13 protein-coding genes and 3 pseudogenes are annotated in these 15,178 nt (G+C 64.3%); 8 read left to right on the top strand and 8 right to left on the bottom strand.

Annotated elements, in window-relative coordinates; all coding sequences use genetic code 11:
- Nucleotides 1-7: 7 nt before the first annotated feature.
- The 6 genes from L1081_RS28870 to L1081_RS28845 all read left to right on the top strand — a co-directional run bounded on the left by L1081_RS28870 (nt 8) and on the right by L1081_RS28845 (nt 4,577).
- Complete coding sequence (locus tag L1081_RS28870) at nt 8-1,012, top strand: NAD(P)-dependent oxidoreductase (protein ID WP_489418005.1); 1,005 nt, start codon at nt 8-10, stop codon at nt 1,010-1,012.
- A gap of 69 nt (nt 1,013-1,081) precedes the next feature.
- Entirely contained in the window at nt 1,082-2,485 is a 1,404-nt protein-coding gene (locus L1081_RS28865) for an MmgE/PrpD family protein (RefSeq protein ID WP_489416920.1), read from the top strand.
- A gap of 104 nt (nt 2,486-2,589) precedes the next feature.
- Nucleotides 2,590-3,831 carry a lipase family protein gene (locus L1081_RS28860; RefSeq protein WP_489418004.1) on the top strand — a complete coding sequence of 414 codons (1,242 nt, stop codon included), beginning with the start codon at nt 2,590-2,592 and terminating at the stop codon, nt 3,829-3,831.
- The gene (locus L1081_RS28855; RefSeq protein ID WP_489416919.1) at nt 3,821-3,979 is read left to right on the top strand and encodes a hypothetical protein; all 159 of its coding nucleotides are present in this window, start codon (nt 3,821-3,823) and stop codon (nt 3,977-3,979) included. Before L1081_RS28860 ends, L1081_RS28855 begins: the two co-directional genes overlap by 11 nt.
- Before the next feature lie 71 nt (nt 3,980-4,050).
- A complete protein-coding gene (locus tag L1081_RS28850) occupies nt 4,051-4,293 on the top strand; it encodes a hypothetical protein (protein WP_489416918.1) in 243 nt (80 codons plus the stop codon).
- 8 nt (nt 4,294-4,301) lie between these two features.
- Nucleotides 4,302-4,577 carry a spore coat protein U domain-containing protein gene (locus tag L1081_RS28845; RefSeq protein ID WP_489416917.1) on the top strand — a complete coding sequence of 92 codons (276 nt, stop codon included), beginning with the start codon at nt 4,302-4,304 and terminating at the stop codon, nt 4,575-4,577.
- Nucleotides 4,578-4,650: 73 nt separating this feature from the next.
- Here L1081_RS28845 and L1081_RS28840 read toward each other — a convergent pair.
- Nucleotides 4,651-4,818, bottom strand: a pseudogene (locus tag L1081_RS28840) (group II intron reverse transcriptase/maturase); the annotation flags it as partial.
- A 1,276-nt stretch (nt 4,819-6,094) separates the two neighbouring features.
- On the opposite strand from L1081_RS28840, the gene L1081_RS28835 reads away from it, so the two are divergent.
- Nucleotides 6,095-8,005 (top strand): putative Ig domain-containing protein, encoded by a 1,911-nt coding sequence (locus tag L1081_RS28835; RefSeq protein ID WP_489416916.1) that lies wholly within the window; start codon nt 6,095-6,097, stop codon nt 8,003-8,005.
- A 95-nt stretch (nt 8,006-8,100) separates the two neighbouring features.
- Here L1081_RS28835 and L1081_RS28830 read toward each other — a convergent pair.
- The 4 genes and pseudogenes from L1081_RS28830 to L1081_RS28815 all read right to left on the bottom strand — a co-directional run.
- Nucleotides 8,101-8,353: pseudogene (locus L1081_RS28830) on the bottom strand (IS3 family transposase); the annotation flags it as partial.
- Between the two features lie 1,258 nt (nt 8,354-9,611).
- A complete protein-coding gene (locus L1081_RS28825; protein ID WP_489416915.1) occupies nt 9,612-9,998 on the bottom strand; it encodes an ester cyclase in 387 nt (128 codons plus the stop codon).
- A 454-nt stretch (nt 9,999-10,452) separates the two neighbouring features.
- Nucleotides 10,453-10,698, bottom strand: coding sequence for a helix-turn-helix domain-containing protein (locus L1081_RS28820; protein ID WP_489416914.1), 246 nt, complete (start codon nt 10,696-10,698; stop codon nt 10,453-10,455).
- A gap of 15 nt (nt 10,699-10,713) precedes the next feature.
- Nucleotides 10,714-11,091: pseudogene (locus tag L1081_RS28815) on the bottom strand (IS3 family transposase); the annotation flags it as partial.
- Nucleotides 11,092-11,843: 752 nt separating this feature from the next.
- On the opposite strand from L1081_RS28815, the gene L1081_RS28810 reads away from it, so the two are divergent.
- Nucleotides 11,844-12,782, top strand: a complete 939-nt coding sequence (locus L1081_RS28810; RefSeq protein ID WP_489416913.1) for a zincin-like metallopeptidase domain-containing protein — start codon at nt 11,844-11,846, stop codon at nt 12,780-12,782.
- 736 nt (nt 12,783-13,518) lie between these two features.
- On the opposite strand, the gene L1081_RS28805 is transcribed toward L1081_RS28810, so the two are convergent.
- The 3 genes from L1081_RS28805 to L1081_RS28795 all read right to left on the bottom strand — a co-directional run bounded on the left by L1081_RS28805 (nt 13,519) and on the right by L1081_RS28795 (nt 15,118).
- A complete protein-coding gene (locus L1081_RS28805; protein WP_489416912.1) occupies nt 13,519-13,893 on the bottom strand; it encodes a helix-turn-helix domain-containing protein in 375 nt (124 codons plus the stop codon).
- A gap of 34 nt (nt 13,894-13,927) precedes the next feature.
- Nucleotides 13,928-14,239, bottom strand: a complete 312-nt coding sequence (locus L1081_RS28800) for a type II toxin-antitoxin system HigB family toxin (protein ID WP_489416911.1) — start codon at nt 14,237-14,239, stop codon at nt 13,928-13,930.
- Between the two features lie 513 nt (nt 14,240-14,752).
- A complete protein-coding gene (locus L1081_RS28795; RefSeq protein ID WP_489416910.1) occupies nt 14,753-15,118 on the bottom strand; it encodes a helix-turn-helix domain-containing protein in 366 nt (121 codons plus the stop codon).
- Between the last annotated feature and the right edge of the window lie 60 nt (nt 15,119-15,178).

The raw sequence follows: 15,178 nt of genomic DNA, 5'->3' as shown, positions 1-15,178 counted from the left end.
TCAAGCGATGCGGACCGTGGTGGTCACGCAGAGGTTCTTCGACGACGAGACCATTGCCTATCTGAAGTCGCACGGATGCGAGGTCCGCCTGGCCGAGCTGCCGCCCGGCAAGGCCGACGGGGAGCTCACCGAGGACGACCTCGTGCAGATGCTCGCGGATGCCGACGGCTGGATCGTCGGCCATGCGCGGGTCACCCGGGCGTTGCTGAGCAAACTGCCCAGGCTGCAGGTCATCGCACGCCGCGGCGTGGGCCATGAACGGGTCGACACCGCGGCCGTGGCAGACCTCGGCAAGGTGGGCGCGATTGCCTCGGGGGGCAACGACGCCTGCGTTGCCGACCATGCCCTGGCCCTGATGCTGGCCGTCAGCCATCGGCTGCGCGAATCGCAGATGCAGATGAACGCGGGGTCGTGGACCATCCTCACCGGGGCCGATCTCTATCGGAAGACCGTGGGCATCGTCGGGCTCGGCCGCATCGGCCGCGGCGTCGTGCAGCGCCTGCAGGGCTTCGAGGCGCGGATTCTCGCGGTGACGGGAACCCCCGACGAGGCGTGGTCCCGAAAAATGGGCGTCGCGCATGTCGACCTCGACGAGTTGCTGGCCTCGAGCGACGTCGTGAGCCTGCATGCGCCGCTGACGCCCGCAACGCGCATGCTCATCGATGCCGAGGCGCTGGCGCGCATGAAACCCACGGCCATCCTCGTCAACACGGCCCGCGGCGGCCTGGTGGACGACGCCGCGCTGCTCGATGCCCTGAAGGCCGGCCGCATTGCCGGTGCGGGACTGGATGTCTTCCTCGGCGAGTCCGACCCTTCCTGCACGAGCGTGACCAGCGAGCTGATCGCATTGCCCAACGTCATTGCGACGCCGCACTCGGGCGCATCCACGCGCGAGGGCCTGCTGCGCACGAACCGGATCGCGGCGCAATGCGTCGTTGCGGTGCTGGAAGGTGGGGCGCCGCCGCCTGCCTGCGTGATCGCCGACGGGCGCCATCGCGCGGGATCGACATGACCTGCGTACCGCGCCAGGCTCCAGAAGACCTCGCAACCTGATTTCCCGAACAACTGAAAAGGCCCATGCATGTCTGACCTGCCGCTTGCCCGACGTATCGCGCGATATGCCGTCGAACTTTCTGTGGACGATATCCCCGAGCAGGTGAACGCCTGTGTGCGCAGGCGTGTCATCGACAGTCTCGCCTGCATCCTGGGGGGCTATGGCGCGGACCCGGTGAAGATCGCCGTGGCGGTGGCATCCAATACGCCGCAGCCATCCTCCACCGTCTTTGGTACCCGCCTTCGGACGACACCTGAGCTGGCCGCGTTTGCCAACGGCGTCATGGTGCGCTTTCTGGACTACAACGACGGCTACATGGCGCGCGAGCCCGGCCATCCGAGCGACAACATTCCAGCATGCCTGGCGCTGGCGGAGGCCGAAGGATCGACCGGCAGAGAGCTCATCGCGGCCATCGTCGTTGCCTACGAAATCCAGATGAGGCTGCAGGACGCCGCCAGCTTGAACAAGCGCGGCTGGGACCAGGTGAACTACATCAATGTCGCGATGGCCGCGGCGGCTTCCAGGCTGATGAAGCTTGACGAAGCGCAAGCCGAGCAGGCCATCAATATCGCGCTGAGCGCCCACATTGCGATGCGCCAGGTGCGGTCGGGATCGCTGTCCGACTGGAAGGGTTGCTCCGCGGCGAACGCCGCGCGAAATGCGATCTTCGCCGCCACGCTCGCGCGCCACGGAATGACGGGGCCGGCTCCGGTGTTCGAGGGCGAGATGGGGTTCTTCAAGCAGGTGACGGGCGAGTTCGAACTCGACCTCGGAAATTTCGGCAGCCGCGAGAACGGACAGTTCGCGATCCTGCGCTCGCTTACCAAGACCTTCCCGACCAACGGGGAACTGCATACCGCGGTATGGGCGGGAATTGACCTGCGACAGAAGATCTCCGACATCGACGCCATTGCCGCAATTCGCATCGAAACCTCGGAGTTCAACGTGCGCGTGCTGGCCGACACGCCCGAGAAGTGGCGGCCCCGGACACGAGAAACCGCCGACCACAGCCTGCCGTACAACGTGGCGCGGGCGCTGCTGGATGGCGATATCACCATCGAGTCGTATTCGGCGCAGCGGATCGCCGATCCGCGCGCCATTGCGCTCATGGGCAAGACGACGGTCAGCGAGGACGCCGCGCTGACGGAGCTGTTTCCCAAGCACCTCGCGAACCGGGTGACTGTGGTTCTGACATCGGGCGAAGAGTTCAGCAGCGAGCGGATCAGCGGCCCTGGATCGTTGGAGACACCAATGACCGACGACGACTTCGAGCGGAAGTTTCGCCGCATGGCCGCGCCGCACATCGGCCGTGCCGCCCAGGACCGCGCGCTCGAATTCGTCTCCGACTTGGCGAACCAGACGGCCTACGAGCTGCTGTTCGACGCCATGTCCAGCCAGTCACAAGCCGTCGCAGCGCGGGAGGAGGCATGAGGCTGAAGCAGCCCAACGGAAAGAAGAAGTACGGTGGCTCGGCGCAGCCACACGCGACGTCTGCCGCGAGCGAGCCTCCTGCCCGCGCGTCTCGCCGGGTGGTCATGAGCGTGCTGGCCTTCGCCTTCATGGCCGTCTCGAGCGCAGCGCTCGCACTGGGGCGTCTGCCCGTGGGACCAGCCGCGGGTGACATGCAGTTGTCACCGTTCTACCGGTTCGCCGACCAGTTGCCCAACGCACCCGGCGTGCTTTTGCGCGAGGAGGCGATGCCGGATCAGCCGGAGATCGATGCCGCCGGTGAAAGCCGGCGCATTCTCTACACGTCCACCGATGCGCGCTGGCAATCGGGCCAGATACCAGTCAGTGGCACGCTCTACCTGCCCGTCGGAAATGCGCCAGCCGCAGGCTGGCCCCTCATGGCTTGGGCCCACGGTACGCTCGGAATCGCGGATGCGTGTGCGCCTTCGTGGACCGGGTTCCGTCCGCGCGATGCCACCTACATCAATCGTTGGCTCAAGGCGGGTTTTGCCGTGGTCGTGACGGACTATCAAGGCCTGGGCGGCCCCGGCCCACATCCCTATCTGAACTGGCAGGTCGAGGGGCGTTCGGTGCTGGATTCCATCCGTGCGGCCATCGCGGCGCGTCCTGCGCAGACATCGAACCGGGTCATCATCTCGGGCCAGTCTCAGGGCTCCGGAGCTGCGCTGGGGGCGGCGAGGCTCGCGCGCGACTACGCGCCAGAGTTGAAGGTGCTTGGCGCCGTGGCGACCGGACTTGTCAGCACGTTTCCAGCCGGGCCGGTTTCAATGCCGGTGCGCAACTCGAGCAACATGTTCCTCAGTTTCGCAGCGGGAGGGTTGCGCGACGATGGTCCGCGGATCGACGACATCGTCAGCGACAAGGGCCGCCAGCTCCTCGATACGGCACGCACCGCTTGTACCGGAGAGGTCATGAAACTCGCCAGGAAGCTGCGTATCGGAGACCTGAGCGAGGCTTTGTCGATCTCCATGGAACGCCTGGGGGAACTTCGCATCCCCGTGACGGACATGCCGATGGGCAACATCGGCGTACCGCTCTTCGTCGGAACCGGCCTGGCCGATGCAACCATCACTCCCATGCGCCAATACGCTGCCGTGTCAGCACTGTGCGCGTCCGGTAACGGCGTAGTTTGGATTCGCTACGAGGGCCACGGGCATGACGGCGCATTGCACGGGTCATTCGGTGACTCGATGGCCTTTGCGCGCACGGTGATGGCGAAAAAGAAAGTCTCGAGCGACTGCTCGAAGATCGCGCAGCCGGGTCCCCCAGGGGCGCGGCAGGAGGGCCTGATGTTCAATGACGATTGAAGCCATGTCGGTGACATCGTCAGCACTTCTGAGCAACTGCGATCAAGATCAAGATCAAGATCAAGATCAAGATCAAGATCAAGATCAAGATCAAGATCAAGATCAAGATCAAGATCCAGGCATCGGGGTCAGCCGCCGCGAACGTTAGGCGTGCGTCGATCCAGGGCATCGCGACGGGGTATCTGGTCGCGGTGGTCGTATCCATCTGAATCCGCACCCATGCGAACCGATCGCCACGTCCCCTTCGTCGCGCTGAAGCACGGCATCCGCAACATGGCGCTGGCGGCATCCGTGCTGGCGGTGGCCGGCACGGCGCAGGCCGGGACCGGGCAGAACTGCAATCTTGTTCTGTGCGTGACCGTCATTGCAGGCGACCTTGCCTTCGGCAACTACGCGCCACTGAGCGCGCTGGTGACCGACAGCACATCGACGATCGCGATACAAGCGCGCCTGATCGCCTGATCGCCGGGTTGCTGCCGACCGCGGTCAGCTACACCATCGGCCTGGGGCCGGGTGCGGGAACGGTCGCGCAGCGCAAGATGACCTCGGGCGCCAACGGGCTGAACTACAACCTGTACACCGATGCAGCGCATGGCACGGTCTGGGGCGCGAGCAGCGTCTCGGGCAGCACGAGCGGCGTCACGGGCAACGCTTCGCACACCGTCTACGGGCGCATTCCAGCCAGCCAGACCACGGTGGTGCCCGGCACCTATGCGGACACTATCGTGGTGACCGTCACTTTCTGACTGGCCTGTTCTTGGCGGCTGCCGTCTCGTCTGGCAACTTCGCACAGTGGACCTCAGTGATTCAGCGATCGAAGTTGTCGAAGCAACCTCGAATGTCACCCTCCAGGATCCATTGCGCCGAGGTGCGGCGCGAGAGGACGGTGAAGCACTGTTCGATGGCGTCGGCAGCCGCGCGCTCAGGTCGAAAGCCATCGGAGTTCGGATCCGCTTTCGTCTCCGCGATCGGTTCCAGAGCGAGCTTCCGCGCGTGCTGCGCAACCTGGCGTCCTGGCGGCCCTCTTCGAACCCTAACAGCTGCACTACGACGGCCGGAGCCGGTTTCGGGCGATTCCCCCGGTTCAATTTCTGCACATCCGTCTTCAGTGATGCGGAGCACGGAAGCTTGGGGGCCTCCTACTCAGAACGGGCCGCGACCCAGGCCTCTCGGAGCAGTGCATGAAGCTGCTCCGAGCAGGTATCAGGCCAGACGTACTTTGCGAAGTGCGGGCGCGACCCCTGTTTCAGGGGCGGCGTGGTGGCCGCCTGTCTGCGGTGCTCCGTCAGTTGCGGCGCCAAGGCTTCCACCACTGCCGAGAAGGCAGCCAAGGTGCAAGCGGCCGGGTGTCCAGTTCCGGGCTGAGCGGCGGGGCGGCGCCGCCAAGCTTGCGCACCTTCACTTCCAGGGAGTGGGCAATGCCGCGTGCCGTTCGGTCTCCACGGAGCGCGCGTCTGCGCCACTCCGCCGCCTGAGCGGCCAAGGCATGCTGATCTGAGTCGTCCAGTTCCACCATGCCCGCATTGTTTGTCTTTGCCGGTCGCCCGCTGTAGGCGGAGGGAGTGCCCGCTTGTACGAAAAGATACATCTGTCATCCCGTGTAAACCAGCCCGAGATCGGAAGCAGTGTGAGGGCGGCGGCGCATTGCTGGAGCGGGCGGCTTCGGTGCACGACGAACTTCGGCTTAGGGGCCCGAGGCGAAGTAGCGATGGAGGAAAAGCTGTCTATGCCTTCATTTGGACCCTGAATCCGATGTGTCGGTCTCGAAGGCCGAGTGGGCATTTCGAAAGAAATGATTGATGAGCTCCCGGAACAGCCACGGTTCCAGGCCGTGGTGGACGCGATGTAGGCACTTCTCGCGCTTCATATCTGTTTGCCGCCGCGCGGGTTTGCAGCGCAAGCAGCTTGGTTCGGAGATTCTGGTAAAGGCGCCGTTCGTACAAGATGTAATTAATATTTCTACAGTCAAGCTATTGCGAGCCGACGCGTCTAAAAAGCGATGGCTGGTTCGGGCTGCAAAATGTTAAATTCGTAAAAAAGGCCAATCTGCAGCGGTCCTTCATGCGTTCGCGCGCGGGATTGGGAGATGGCCTCCGCACGGAGCGGTCCTGCGGCATTGCCGTGTTCAAACGGCGGTCCGAAACGCTCCAGGTAACCACCTTGCTCTCGGACTCACGGCCATATGACATCTTCATTTGTCCTTCCAGCCGCGCGCGTGCCGTCTGCCCGCCCGCGATCCCTCACCTCCTGTTTCCTTGCCCTGTTGCTGGGCATCATTGCGCTGCTGTCCGGCTGCGGCGGCGGCTCGGGGGGCGGCATAGGCTTCGTCGGCACCATTCCCGCCGGCCCGCAGCCGCCTGCCGGCTTGAGCTATGCGATGACTTCTGCGGTCTATGAAGTCGGACAGCCGGTCGTGCCGAACCGCCCCAGCGCAAGCGGCGGCACGGTCGAGCGCTATTCGGTTGCACCCCCGTTGCCGGCTGGTTTGGTCCTCGACACCGCCACGGGCGTCATCAGCGGAACGCCCACCGCGGTCGCGCCGGCCGCCGTGTATGTGGTTACCGCCGAGAACGCCGGCGGCAACACAACGGCCCGCGTCGAAATCGAAGTGCGGAGCACGCCGGCCGCGCCTGCCGGGCTGACCTACCGCGTCATGGCTGCGGTCTATACCGTGGGCGAGACCATTGCGCCGAATGCACCCAGCAGCAGCGGCGGTCCGATCACTGGCTACGCCATCGCGCCGGCACTCCCCGCCGGACTGCTGTTCGACGCGCTATCGGGCGTCATCAGCGGAACACCCACCGCACCGGCCGCCGAGGCCGACTACATCGTCACCGGCAGCAACGCCGCGGGGTCGGCCGTGGTCACGCTGCGACTGGCCGTCAACCCGGCACTGGTGGCGCCCGTCAGCGTGAGCTATGCCACGCCCGATGCGTTGTACGTCACAAGCGAGCCCATCGTTCCCAACACGCCGCAAGTCACCGGCGGCCCGGCTTCCGCATTCTCGGTTTCGCCGGCGCTGCCGGCCGGCCTGAGCCTGAACACGCAGACCGGCGCGATCACCGGCACGCCGACCGTGCTTCGGCGGCAAGCGACGTACACCGTTACCGCAAGCAACAGTGTGGGCTCGGTGCAAACGCAGATCCGGATCATCGTCACCGGGCGCGGAAGCTGGACAACGATGAGCGCGGTTCCGCTCGCCCGGCACTATTTCGCGATGGTGCGGCTGCCCAGCGGCAAGGTGATGGTCATTGGCGGCTTCGCGACTTCCACCATCACCAATTCGGTGGTCATCTACGACCCTGCAACCAACAGCTGGTCGCCCGCGGCTTCGATGTTGTCCGCGCGCTCCGATCCGTCGGCAACGGTGCTGCCGGACGGCCGGGTGCTGGTCGCCGGAGGCGATACGAATGTCAATGCAAGCCTTGCGAGCGCCGAAATCTACGATCCGGTGGCCAACACCTGGACCGCGACCGCCAGTATGGCCGAGGCCCGCACCCGGCAAACGGCCACGCTGCTCCCGAACGGCAAGGTCCTGGTCATCGGTGGCTACAACAGGGGCGGAAGTCTCACGTTCTCGCAGACCGCCGAAATGTACGACCCCGCGGCCGGCACCTGGACTGTCATGGCCACGCGACTGTCGAATGCGCGCGCCCAGCACGCCGCGCAACTGCTGCCGGGCGGCAATGCCGTGCTGTTGATCGGTGGCATCGTCAGAACCGGATTCGTGAACTCTTCCGAACTGTTCCCCGTCAACGACAGCGGCAGCACCACGGTGTTACCGGATACCGTTCCGAATGGCAACGTCTACACCTCGGTGCTGCTCGGCGACGGCAGCGTGCTCGCCATGACGGATGGCAGCAACACCGCCGTGCGCTTTCATCCCGACACTTCGAGTTGGACAACGAGCACCCTCAGCGGCATGCGCACGCTGCCCACCATGACCACCCTCGCAGATGGGCGCGTGTTGCTGGCCGGGGGAGCCACCAGCGGCGGTGCTCGACTGACGACCGCCGAGATCTACAACCCTGATGCGAATGTATGGACCGCAGCCGCCGCCATGTCCACCGCTCGCGGGGCAGCCTCGGCCGTGTTGCTGGACGACGGCAGCGTGCTGGCAGTGGGCGGATTCGACAGCAACAGCCTCGATTCCGTCGAACGCTACACACCCTAGCCAGTGGGAGGATGCCGCACCACCTATCCTGAAGCACAGCTTCAAAAGGCATGCGGCATTGGCCACTATTTCTTTCAGGCTCGTCCCTGGAACTCGGAGCGCGCTTGCGAGCGGTGGATGTTCGAGCGCGCCAACCCAAGAGCCTGGCAGACGGCCTTCACTGGTCGTCCCCGTTCAGCAAGGGGCGAACGCGCAATCCACTTTTTTTCCCGCAGCGTACTCCGCAGCTTCCTTGAGGATCTCGTTCTCCAACGTCTTCTTGCCAAGCACGCGTTGAAGCTTGGCGATCTCGGCACGAGCGGCTGCCAACTCCGAGGCCGGCACCACAGCCTCGCCAGCCGATACGGCCGGACTCTACGGCGATTTGTTAACAAAAGGCCCAACAACGACAAAGATGTGGCCGTAGCGTGACCTGGTGCGCAGAAAGTCGGCCTTCGCAGGTTTTTCCGCACGGAAAGCCATCCGAAGTGCGGGAATCGCACCTCAGTCGATCCAAGTACGCACAAGCAGCCTGTCGTCCGACGCACGAAATGCGGGGATGGACGCAACTTTAGTTCTCCCGTTTCCTCTGCGGGACCTGGGTGCGCCACCGCACCAAGATTTACACCCAGCTGCTCGCTGGGATTTTTTCGCTTACGTGGACAGTCATGGCCCTGAAAAAGAACGATGCGCTCGCCTGCATCCGGCAGAAATTTTCCGTGCCCGCGCGTCGTGGTGACTTGGTCAAAATCGGGGGAGTGAGCGGAGTCATCACCGGCATGAGTGGAGACTGCGTCAGAGTCAAGCTGGTGGGAATGGAGCGAGGAGTTCCATTCCACCCGCACGAGATTACCTATTCATAGATTGCTTGGGGTCCGAAGCTGCCTGCAGGAGCGAACATTGCGAGACCCTCTCGCAAGAACGAGATGTTGCTTATCAGACCGGACCGCGGCGCACTGGTTTCGCGCCAATCGGGCATCGTCCGCCGGTGCGGCGATCCAACAACCTGGAATGCGAGTCGTGCGCCCGCGTGACGCCGAAGCCGCATTGATCGCCCTGCGCAGCGAGGATGCTCGATCGAAACCATGAGCACGAAGTGCGCGCGGGTGGTCATCAGACCTTCCCCGTTGTCGAAGTACCGGAGCCAAGCCGGTTTCAGGGGCTGACCCACTCAAAAAGATATTCCCGCCGTTCATTGGCCTTGGTCAGTGCGTCCCGGGCACTTCGTAAATGGAGTTCAGCCACCAGCTGCCTGCTCATGGATCGGATCAGGTAGCCAAGCCCAAGGCCTTCACCCAGCACCAAAGAGCCACCGTGCGGACTCTGTGATGGAATGGGCGGTGTACTGACCCGACCATCTGAACGAGGGCGGGCAGGGCGAGCGCATGAGCTGTGCCTTGCGCCGGCCGTCTTGTTCCGGCGATCATCATCAGTAATGAGGCGGCAGTTGCGCTGCACGCCAACAAGGTCCGCCACGGATCGGCGCGTGTTTCGGGAGGGTGGCGGCCTGGTTCATGCGCGGCCAATTTGACAGCGCGAACGAACGCCATCCGATCACAAGAGCCCCGTATTACAGGCCGCGTTACGAGAGCGCGAGTCCCTGGTGGTATCCAGTTGAGCTCGGCGCCTAGAGTTGGGCTTCTATAGCCCCCTTGTCCACCGCTGACCACACGGAGCGAATTCGTCCATCCGCGTACTCATAAAAAACGTTCTCACTGAACGATACGCGCCGTCCATTTATCTCCAGCCCAAGAAACCGGCCTGCAGGAGCGCAATCGAAGTTCAGGCGCGCTCCGATGGAGGCGGTATCCGCAATGACCATCTGAACAGCGAACCTCAGGTCCGGAATGTCCCGGTAGTTACCCTCCAGCATCGCCCGGTACCCGGCCAAGCCGATCCGGCGACCGTTGTATTCGACGTCGTCGTCGACGAAGTTGCCGAGCTGGTCCAGATCTCGGTCATTCAGACAGGCGATGTACAGACGGTAAGCGGAGACCAGTTCGTTTTCGAGCATTGCAACAAGTCCTTTGCATAGGAGCAGTCGGTTCAACAGGTTCAACAGGTTCGACGGGATGCAGCCTTGTCTGTCATTTCGGTCTTGCGAGCCGAGCGGCCTCGGCCATGCTGATCCCCGGCCCGAGCGGGTCTGCATGCCGGTGCGCCGATACCCAGCGTGAGTTTTCGCGTTGACAGACAAGTGTCACCCGCAACGAACAGTCCTGCGGTGGCAGGGCGCCAACTTCCAAGCGTTGCGCGTGCTCGATCACCGCCAGCACCACCATGTCCTTCGCGGCGTAAGCATGAACCCAATTTTATGGACAGCCTGCCATTTCGGAAGAAGGTGCGCATCCCCTCCCCATTGAGCATCTGGCGCGCGTCCTTTGGAGGGCTTGCCGCCAAAGGGGGACATCAAAGTAAAGTCATGCGCCATGAAACCAGCTCGCGGTACCGGTCAACGTCGCCGCGTATCAGCGCATCGTTAGCGTCCACGGATGCCTTGAGCACCAAAGCCACGTCGTGCGCGCGACCAGGCTCCATCGAGCACCCCTGTCGTTGGCGGTGGAAGCGAGCGTCAGCAAAGTGAGTGGATGCACGTCCATCACCTCGCACAGTTCGCTCACCTTGCTGAGGGTCGGACTCTTCAGGCCGCGCTCGAGCGAACTCAAGTACGTGCGACTCGACACATCGGAAAACTGTTGAGGGGGCGCGAACAAAAACTGGGACTGGTTTTATGTCGCGAGTCCGAGATTTTGTCGGTATTCGATGGGGCTGCGAGAGCCAAGGGAGATTCTGATCCGCTTCTCGCTGTACCAACGGATGTAGGCATCAACTACCTCGATGAACTACTCAATGGTCGTCGCCTTCCAGTCCCGGGGGTAAAACATTTTCGTTCTCAGCCGTCCGAAGAATCCTTCACATGCGGCGTTGTCAGGCGAGCACCCCTTGCGGGACATCGAACGGATGAGCTTCGCTTCTCCGATACGCCACAGCCAGCCTGACCAGCGATAGTGGGCACCGCGATCTGAGTGAACGATGGGCTGGGCGTCGCCGTCGGCTACCGTCTCGATGGCCGCATCCAGCATCGTGTTGGCCAACGCAGCATCTGGATACCAAGTACGAAGTCCGAGGCTGCTGTCGACTCTGATTTCGACCAGTGGGCTCGACGGCCGAACTGCTCGAGTCTTCGAGGGGCGCGACCGTTGCGCCGCTCGGCGCATCTTGCCTGTGCCTGGCCAGCGTGCGGTGCGCGGACGGCGGTGACGCCTGGACGCCGATGCGCGCGATGGTCGGAGAAGGGCCCGCCGACCGGGGAATCGGCGCGGGTCGCCAAGTGGCCGTGCTTGCACGGCAGTCACTGGCCAGGCCGCTCGCCTCGGCGTTCGGCGGTTCCCGACAGGGCTGGAGGCGCGCTTCGCAGCGGCCTCGATGGCACGCCGCCTTGGGCGGCGCGGCGTTGCGTGCGGGTGCCTGCGGCCTGTCCGTGTGGCCTCTGCGTTCGAAGCCACCTCTTGACCGACGCATAGCGCGCACGGGCCGCTGTCCAGGGCTGCGGGCTTTGCCACCGTCCTCACCCGGTCCTCGCTGCACTCGGCTGCGGCTTGCGGGCGGTCCCTGGACATCGGCCCTTTTCGCGCGCTGTTCATGCGTCGAGGCGGCTCCGAAAGCAGATGTTCAACCACCGCGGCACATGCCGCAGAAAGGCCAAGCCATGCACGCGAATTCATCTTCCAGCGCCACCCCGCATCACGCGAGGACGCGAACAGCCACGGGCGTTCCCCCCGGACCCCCCGAGGACTCACCCAAAGCAGGTGAGGGTGTTGCCGAATCCGCGGGCGCTGCTGTGCGGGGGCGGGGGCGCATGGACGTGCGGCAGATGGTGACGGACCGGATCATCGCGATGCTGGAGAAGGGCGGCAGCGTGTTCCGCGAACGCTGGACGCGGGCGGCGGCGCGCGGGGTGCCTCGCAACGGCAAGACCGGGACGCCCTACCGCGGCGCGAATGTGCTGCTGCTTTGGGAGGCGGCGATCGAGGCGGGCTACGCGTCCCATGTGTGGCTGACCTACAGGCAGGCGCAGAGCCTCGGCGCCCAGGTCCGCCAGGGTGAGCGGGGCGTGCTGTGCGCGCACTTCGAGCGCAGGGCACGGGCGCGCCTTGACGATACCGACGATGTCCTCGCGGAAGGCGGCGTGGACGAGGAGGCCCTGACGGCCCGTTCCGGTGCACGCGCCGGGGTTCTGCTGTGCCGGCCGTTCTGGCTCTTCAACCTGGCGCAGATCGACGGGCTGCCGCTCGAGGTCGTGGACCTGGGCATCGCCTCGCCGGCGGCCTCGCAGGGTCCCGTGGAGCAGGCGATGCGGCTGCTCGGGGGCTGCAATGCGACGATCCGGCACGGGTTCGACCGGGCGGCATACCTGCCGACGCTCGATGAGATCCGTCTGCCGTGGCCGCGGCAGTTCACGAGCGCCGAGGCGCTGTGCGCGACGGCGCTGCACGAGATGGTGCACTGGACCGGGCATCCCGAGCGGCTGAACCGCAGCTTCGGGCGGCGTTTCGGCGATGCGGCCTATGCGTTCGAGGAACTGGTGGCGGAGCTCGGCAGCGCGTTCCTCCTGGGGCACTGCGGGCTGGTCGACGCCACGGTCGAGGGGCATGCGGCCTACATCGACGCCTGGCTGAAGGTGCTGCGGGCCGACCGCACGGCGATTTTCACGGCGGCGCGCCTTGCGGAGGAGGCGTTCGCGTACATCTTGGCGCGGGAGATGCCTGCGCTTGGCGGGTCCGGATCTATCGTGTAGCGGTGAGGGGCCGACGCATCGAGGTGGGGTGAAGGCGGCGCGTGGCGATGTCGCACGCCGGCCTCGCAGCCAGGCCGGGCCGCACCAGGAGCCCGTGCCGGCGCGAATTCCGCGTGGCCCGAATCCAGCGTTCAGCGGATCGACATGGCGGACCCGCAACGCTTGCGTTCCGCACGCCGACCTCGAACGGTCGCACGGCAGGCGGAACGGAAAAGGGATGAGGACCGGCGGAGCACCAGGGTCGGGGTGAAAACAGAGGGGGTGCTGACCGCGCGCCGTATCGATCGGTCTCGATTCCACTCCTGCATCGATGCGATGCCGGCACGTCGCGCCGGCCGCGCAACACGCGCTGCACATCGGGCCCGTGCGTGCGCCGCCCCCATGAAATCGCCGCCTGAATTTGCGCGACGGTCAGCTGCTCGCTCCGCGAGCGAATACTCGTCCAGCACGTGATCTTCCGGGATTCCCTTTTCGAGAGAGCACAGAACGGATGGGCAGGTGTCGGACAACCCTTAACCGAAGCGGCTGTACAGCTCTCTCCGAAGCGGACCTTCAAATCGCGCGTACAAGTGAACTCCTGGCCACGCTGCCGCTTGTACCGGGCGTGCTTTCATCATAACGACGGTCACATGAAAATTCTCCCACGCACGGCGCACCAACCGGATACTCACATTGTGAGTACCAGCCCCGCGCCGCCCACAAAAAAGCCCGCGTGCAGCGGGCTCTGGAGGCGGACTCAGGCGGCGACAGGCTCTGGCTGGCCGACGAGCGAGGACGCCGGAATGCCGAGTGTGAGCAGGCGGCGGATCATGTGCATGGTCAGCGGACGCGTGCCATTGAGCACCTCGTAGACCCGGTTGCGCGGCCCGATATAGGGCACGAGATCGCCCACGCTGAGGCCGGCGTTATCCATGTGGAACTTGATCGCCTCGATGGGGTCTGGCGGCGCGATGGGATAGTGGTTGGCCTCGTAGGCCTCGATCAGCGTGCCCAGCACTTCAAGCGCTTCGCCTTCGGGGGTGTCAGGCGCTGGGTCGAGGTCGATCAGCGCCGACACCTGGGCCAGCGTGGCGCGGTAGGTGGCTTCGTTGCGGATGGCTCGGACTTCCATTTTGGTCACTCCTTTGACGACGGAAACTAGGGGGCTACTTCGACTGGCCAACCGTGGCAGCGTCGATCTGATCGTATTGGGCGTGGGTGCCCACGAACTTGATATAAACCCACTGCATCTTGTAGGCGATGGCGACGATCAGCCTGTAGTCATTCCCCTTGATGTTGAACACTGCACGGTTGTTTCCCACGATGCTGGCATTGCCGTAGGTGGCCTTCACGTCGGCGGGCGAAGTCCACTTCGCGAGCCGGGCAACGTCGTACCATGCCTCAAGGGCTGCTTGAGCATCCTGATAGTCGGGCTGGCTATAGAAGTTGACCAGCGTCGAGTGCGAAACGATGTGCATGAAGTCTATTTTAGTCCCAAATTGGGACTAATGCTGGCGACGCCATGAAAAAGCCCGCACGCGGCGGGCTGGTGGTGATGCTGGAATCCCCAGCATCGGGCGGCTACGCGGCCTGTGTGTCGTTGGCGGCCTCGGCCTCGGCCTGCTCAACCGACTCAAAGTTGAGTTGGTTGAATTTCGCGCTGCACGCCAGCGGTCGTAGGCGCGCAGCATGTTGTGGTTCTCACCAGAACCGCCACCAAGGCCGTCGCCGCTGCCGTAGATGCAGCGCCCGCGCGTCGAGGCTGTCGAAGATCCTCACTGCCGCGCCACCGGGGCGTATGGGCTGGGCTCGTTGACTGGCCGCCGGGCGCATCGGGCTGAGGCGCCGCGGGCGGGCTTCGTCGGGCGCAAACAACACCCACGCCATACCCGAAATTTCCTTACATCCGCCGTTACATCAGAGAAAACTTGCGGAGAAATGAAAATGGCATACTTGCATTTCGATAGCAAGCCATTCAATAACCATGCAGCTTAGCGGGTGGGGGGACGTACTGGATTCGAACCAGTGACCAACGGATTAACAGTCCGTTGCCTGCGGCTACTGCCAGCATTTTGCTGCTCGGTCAAAACGGACTCGGTTTCGAGCAGCAGTTCGCCAGCAGTGCGGCCGAGAGCGTTCGCGATGCGCAGGATCATGGCGAGTGTGGGCATGTGTTCACCGTGCTCGATTTTTCCCATGTGCGACCGTTCGATGCCTGCCCGGTGGGCCAATGCTTCCTGTCCGACACCATCCGCCGTTCGCAGCGCTCTCACGACGGCGCCAAATGCAAGGGCGGGCTCGACCTCAAATGTTGTGGCCCCAAGTGGCCTTCCTCTCCGAGTGACTTGCTTCTGCATGACGCGTGTCCGACCGCGGCGGCCTGCGCCAGTTGTGCGAAGTCTGTCCGCGTCGCGCAT

The sequence above is a fragment of the Variovorax sp. MSC1_012 genome (assembly GCF_023667525.1).
Taxonomy (GTDB): Bacteria; Pseudomonadota; Gammaproteobacteria; order Burkholderiales; family Burkholderiaceae_C; genus Variovorax; species Variovorax beijingensis_B.
This window is presented reverse-complemented; position numbering and strand designations above follow the sequence as displayed.

What these genes read in the sequence shown, in the direction of transcription:
- L1081_RS28870 (WP_489418005.1), top strand. Translation starts at nt 8, where the DNA reads ATGCGGACCGTGGTGGTCACGCAGAGGTTCTTCGACGACGAGACCATT.
- L1081_RS28865 (WP_489416920.1), top strand. Translation starts at nt 1,082, where the DNA reads ATGTCTGACCTGCCGCTTGCCCGACGTATCGCGCGATATGCCGTCGAA.
- L1081_RS28860 (WP_489418004.1), top strand. Translation starts at nt 2,590, where the DNA reads ATGAGCGTGCTGGCCTTCGCCTTCATGGCCGTCTCGAGCGCAGCGCTC.
- L1081_RS28855 (WP_489416919.1), top strand. Translation starts at nt 3,821, where the DNA reads ATGACGATTGAAGCCATGTCGGTGACATCGTCAGCACTTCTGAGCAAC.
- L1081_RS28850 (WP_489416918.1), top strand. Translation starts at nt 4,051, where the DNA reads ATGCGAACCGATCGCCACGTCCCCTTCGTCGCGCTGAAGCACGGCATC.
- L1081_RS28825 (WP_489416915.1), bottom strand. Translation starts at nt 9,998, where the DNA reads ATGCTCGAAAACGAACTGGTCTCCGCTTACCGTCTGTACATCGCCTGT.
- L1081_RS28810 (WP_489416913.1), top strand. Translation starts at nt 11,844, where the DNA reads ATGGACGTGCGGCAGATGGTGACGGACCGGATCATCGCGATGCTGGAG.
- L1081_RS28805 (WP_489416912.1), bottom strand. Translation starts at nt 13,893, where the DNA reads ATGGAAGTCCGAGCCATCCGCAACGAAGCCACCTACCGCGCCACGCTG.
- L1081_RS28800 (WP_489416911.1), bottom strand. Translation starts at nt 14,239, where the DNA reads ATGCACATCGTTTCGCACTCGACGCTGGTCAACTTCTATAGCCAGCCC.
- L1081_RS28795 (WP_489416910.1), bottom strand. Translation starts at nt 15,118, where the DNA reads ATGCAGAAGCAAGTCACTCGGAGAGGAAGGCCACTTGGGGCCACAACA.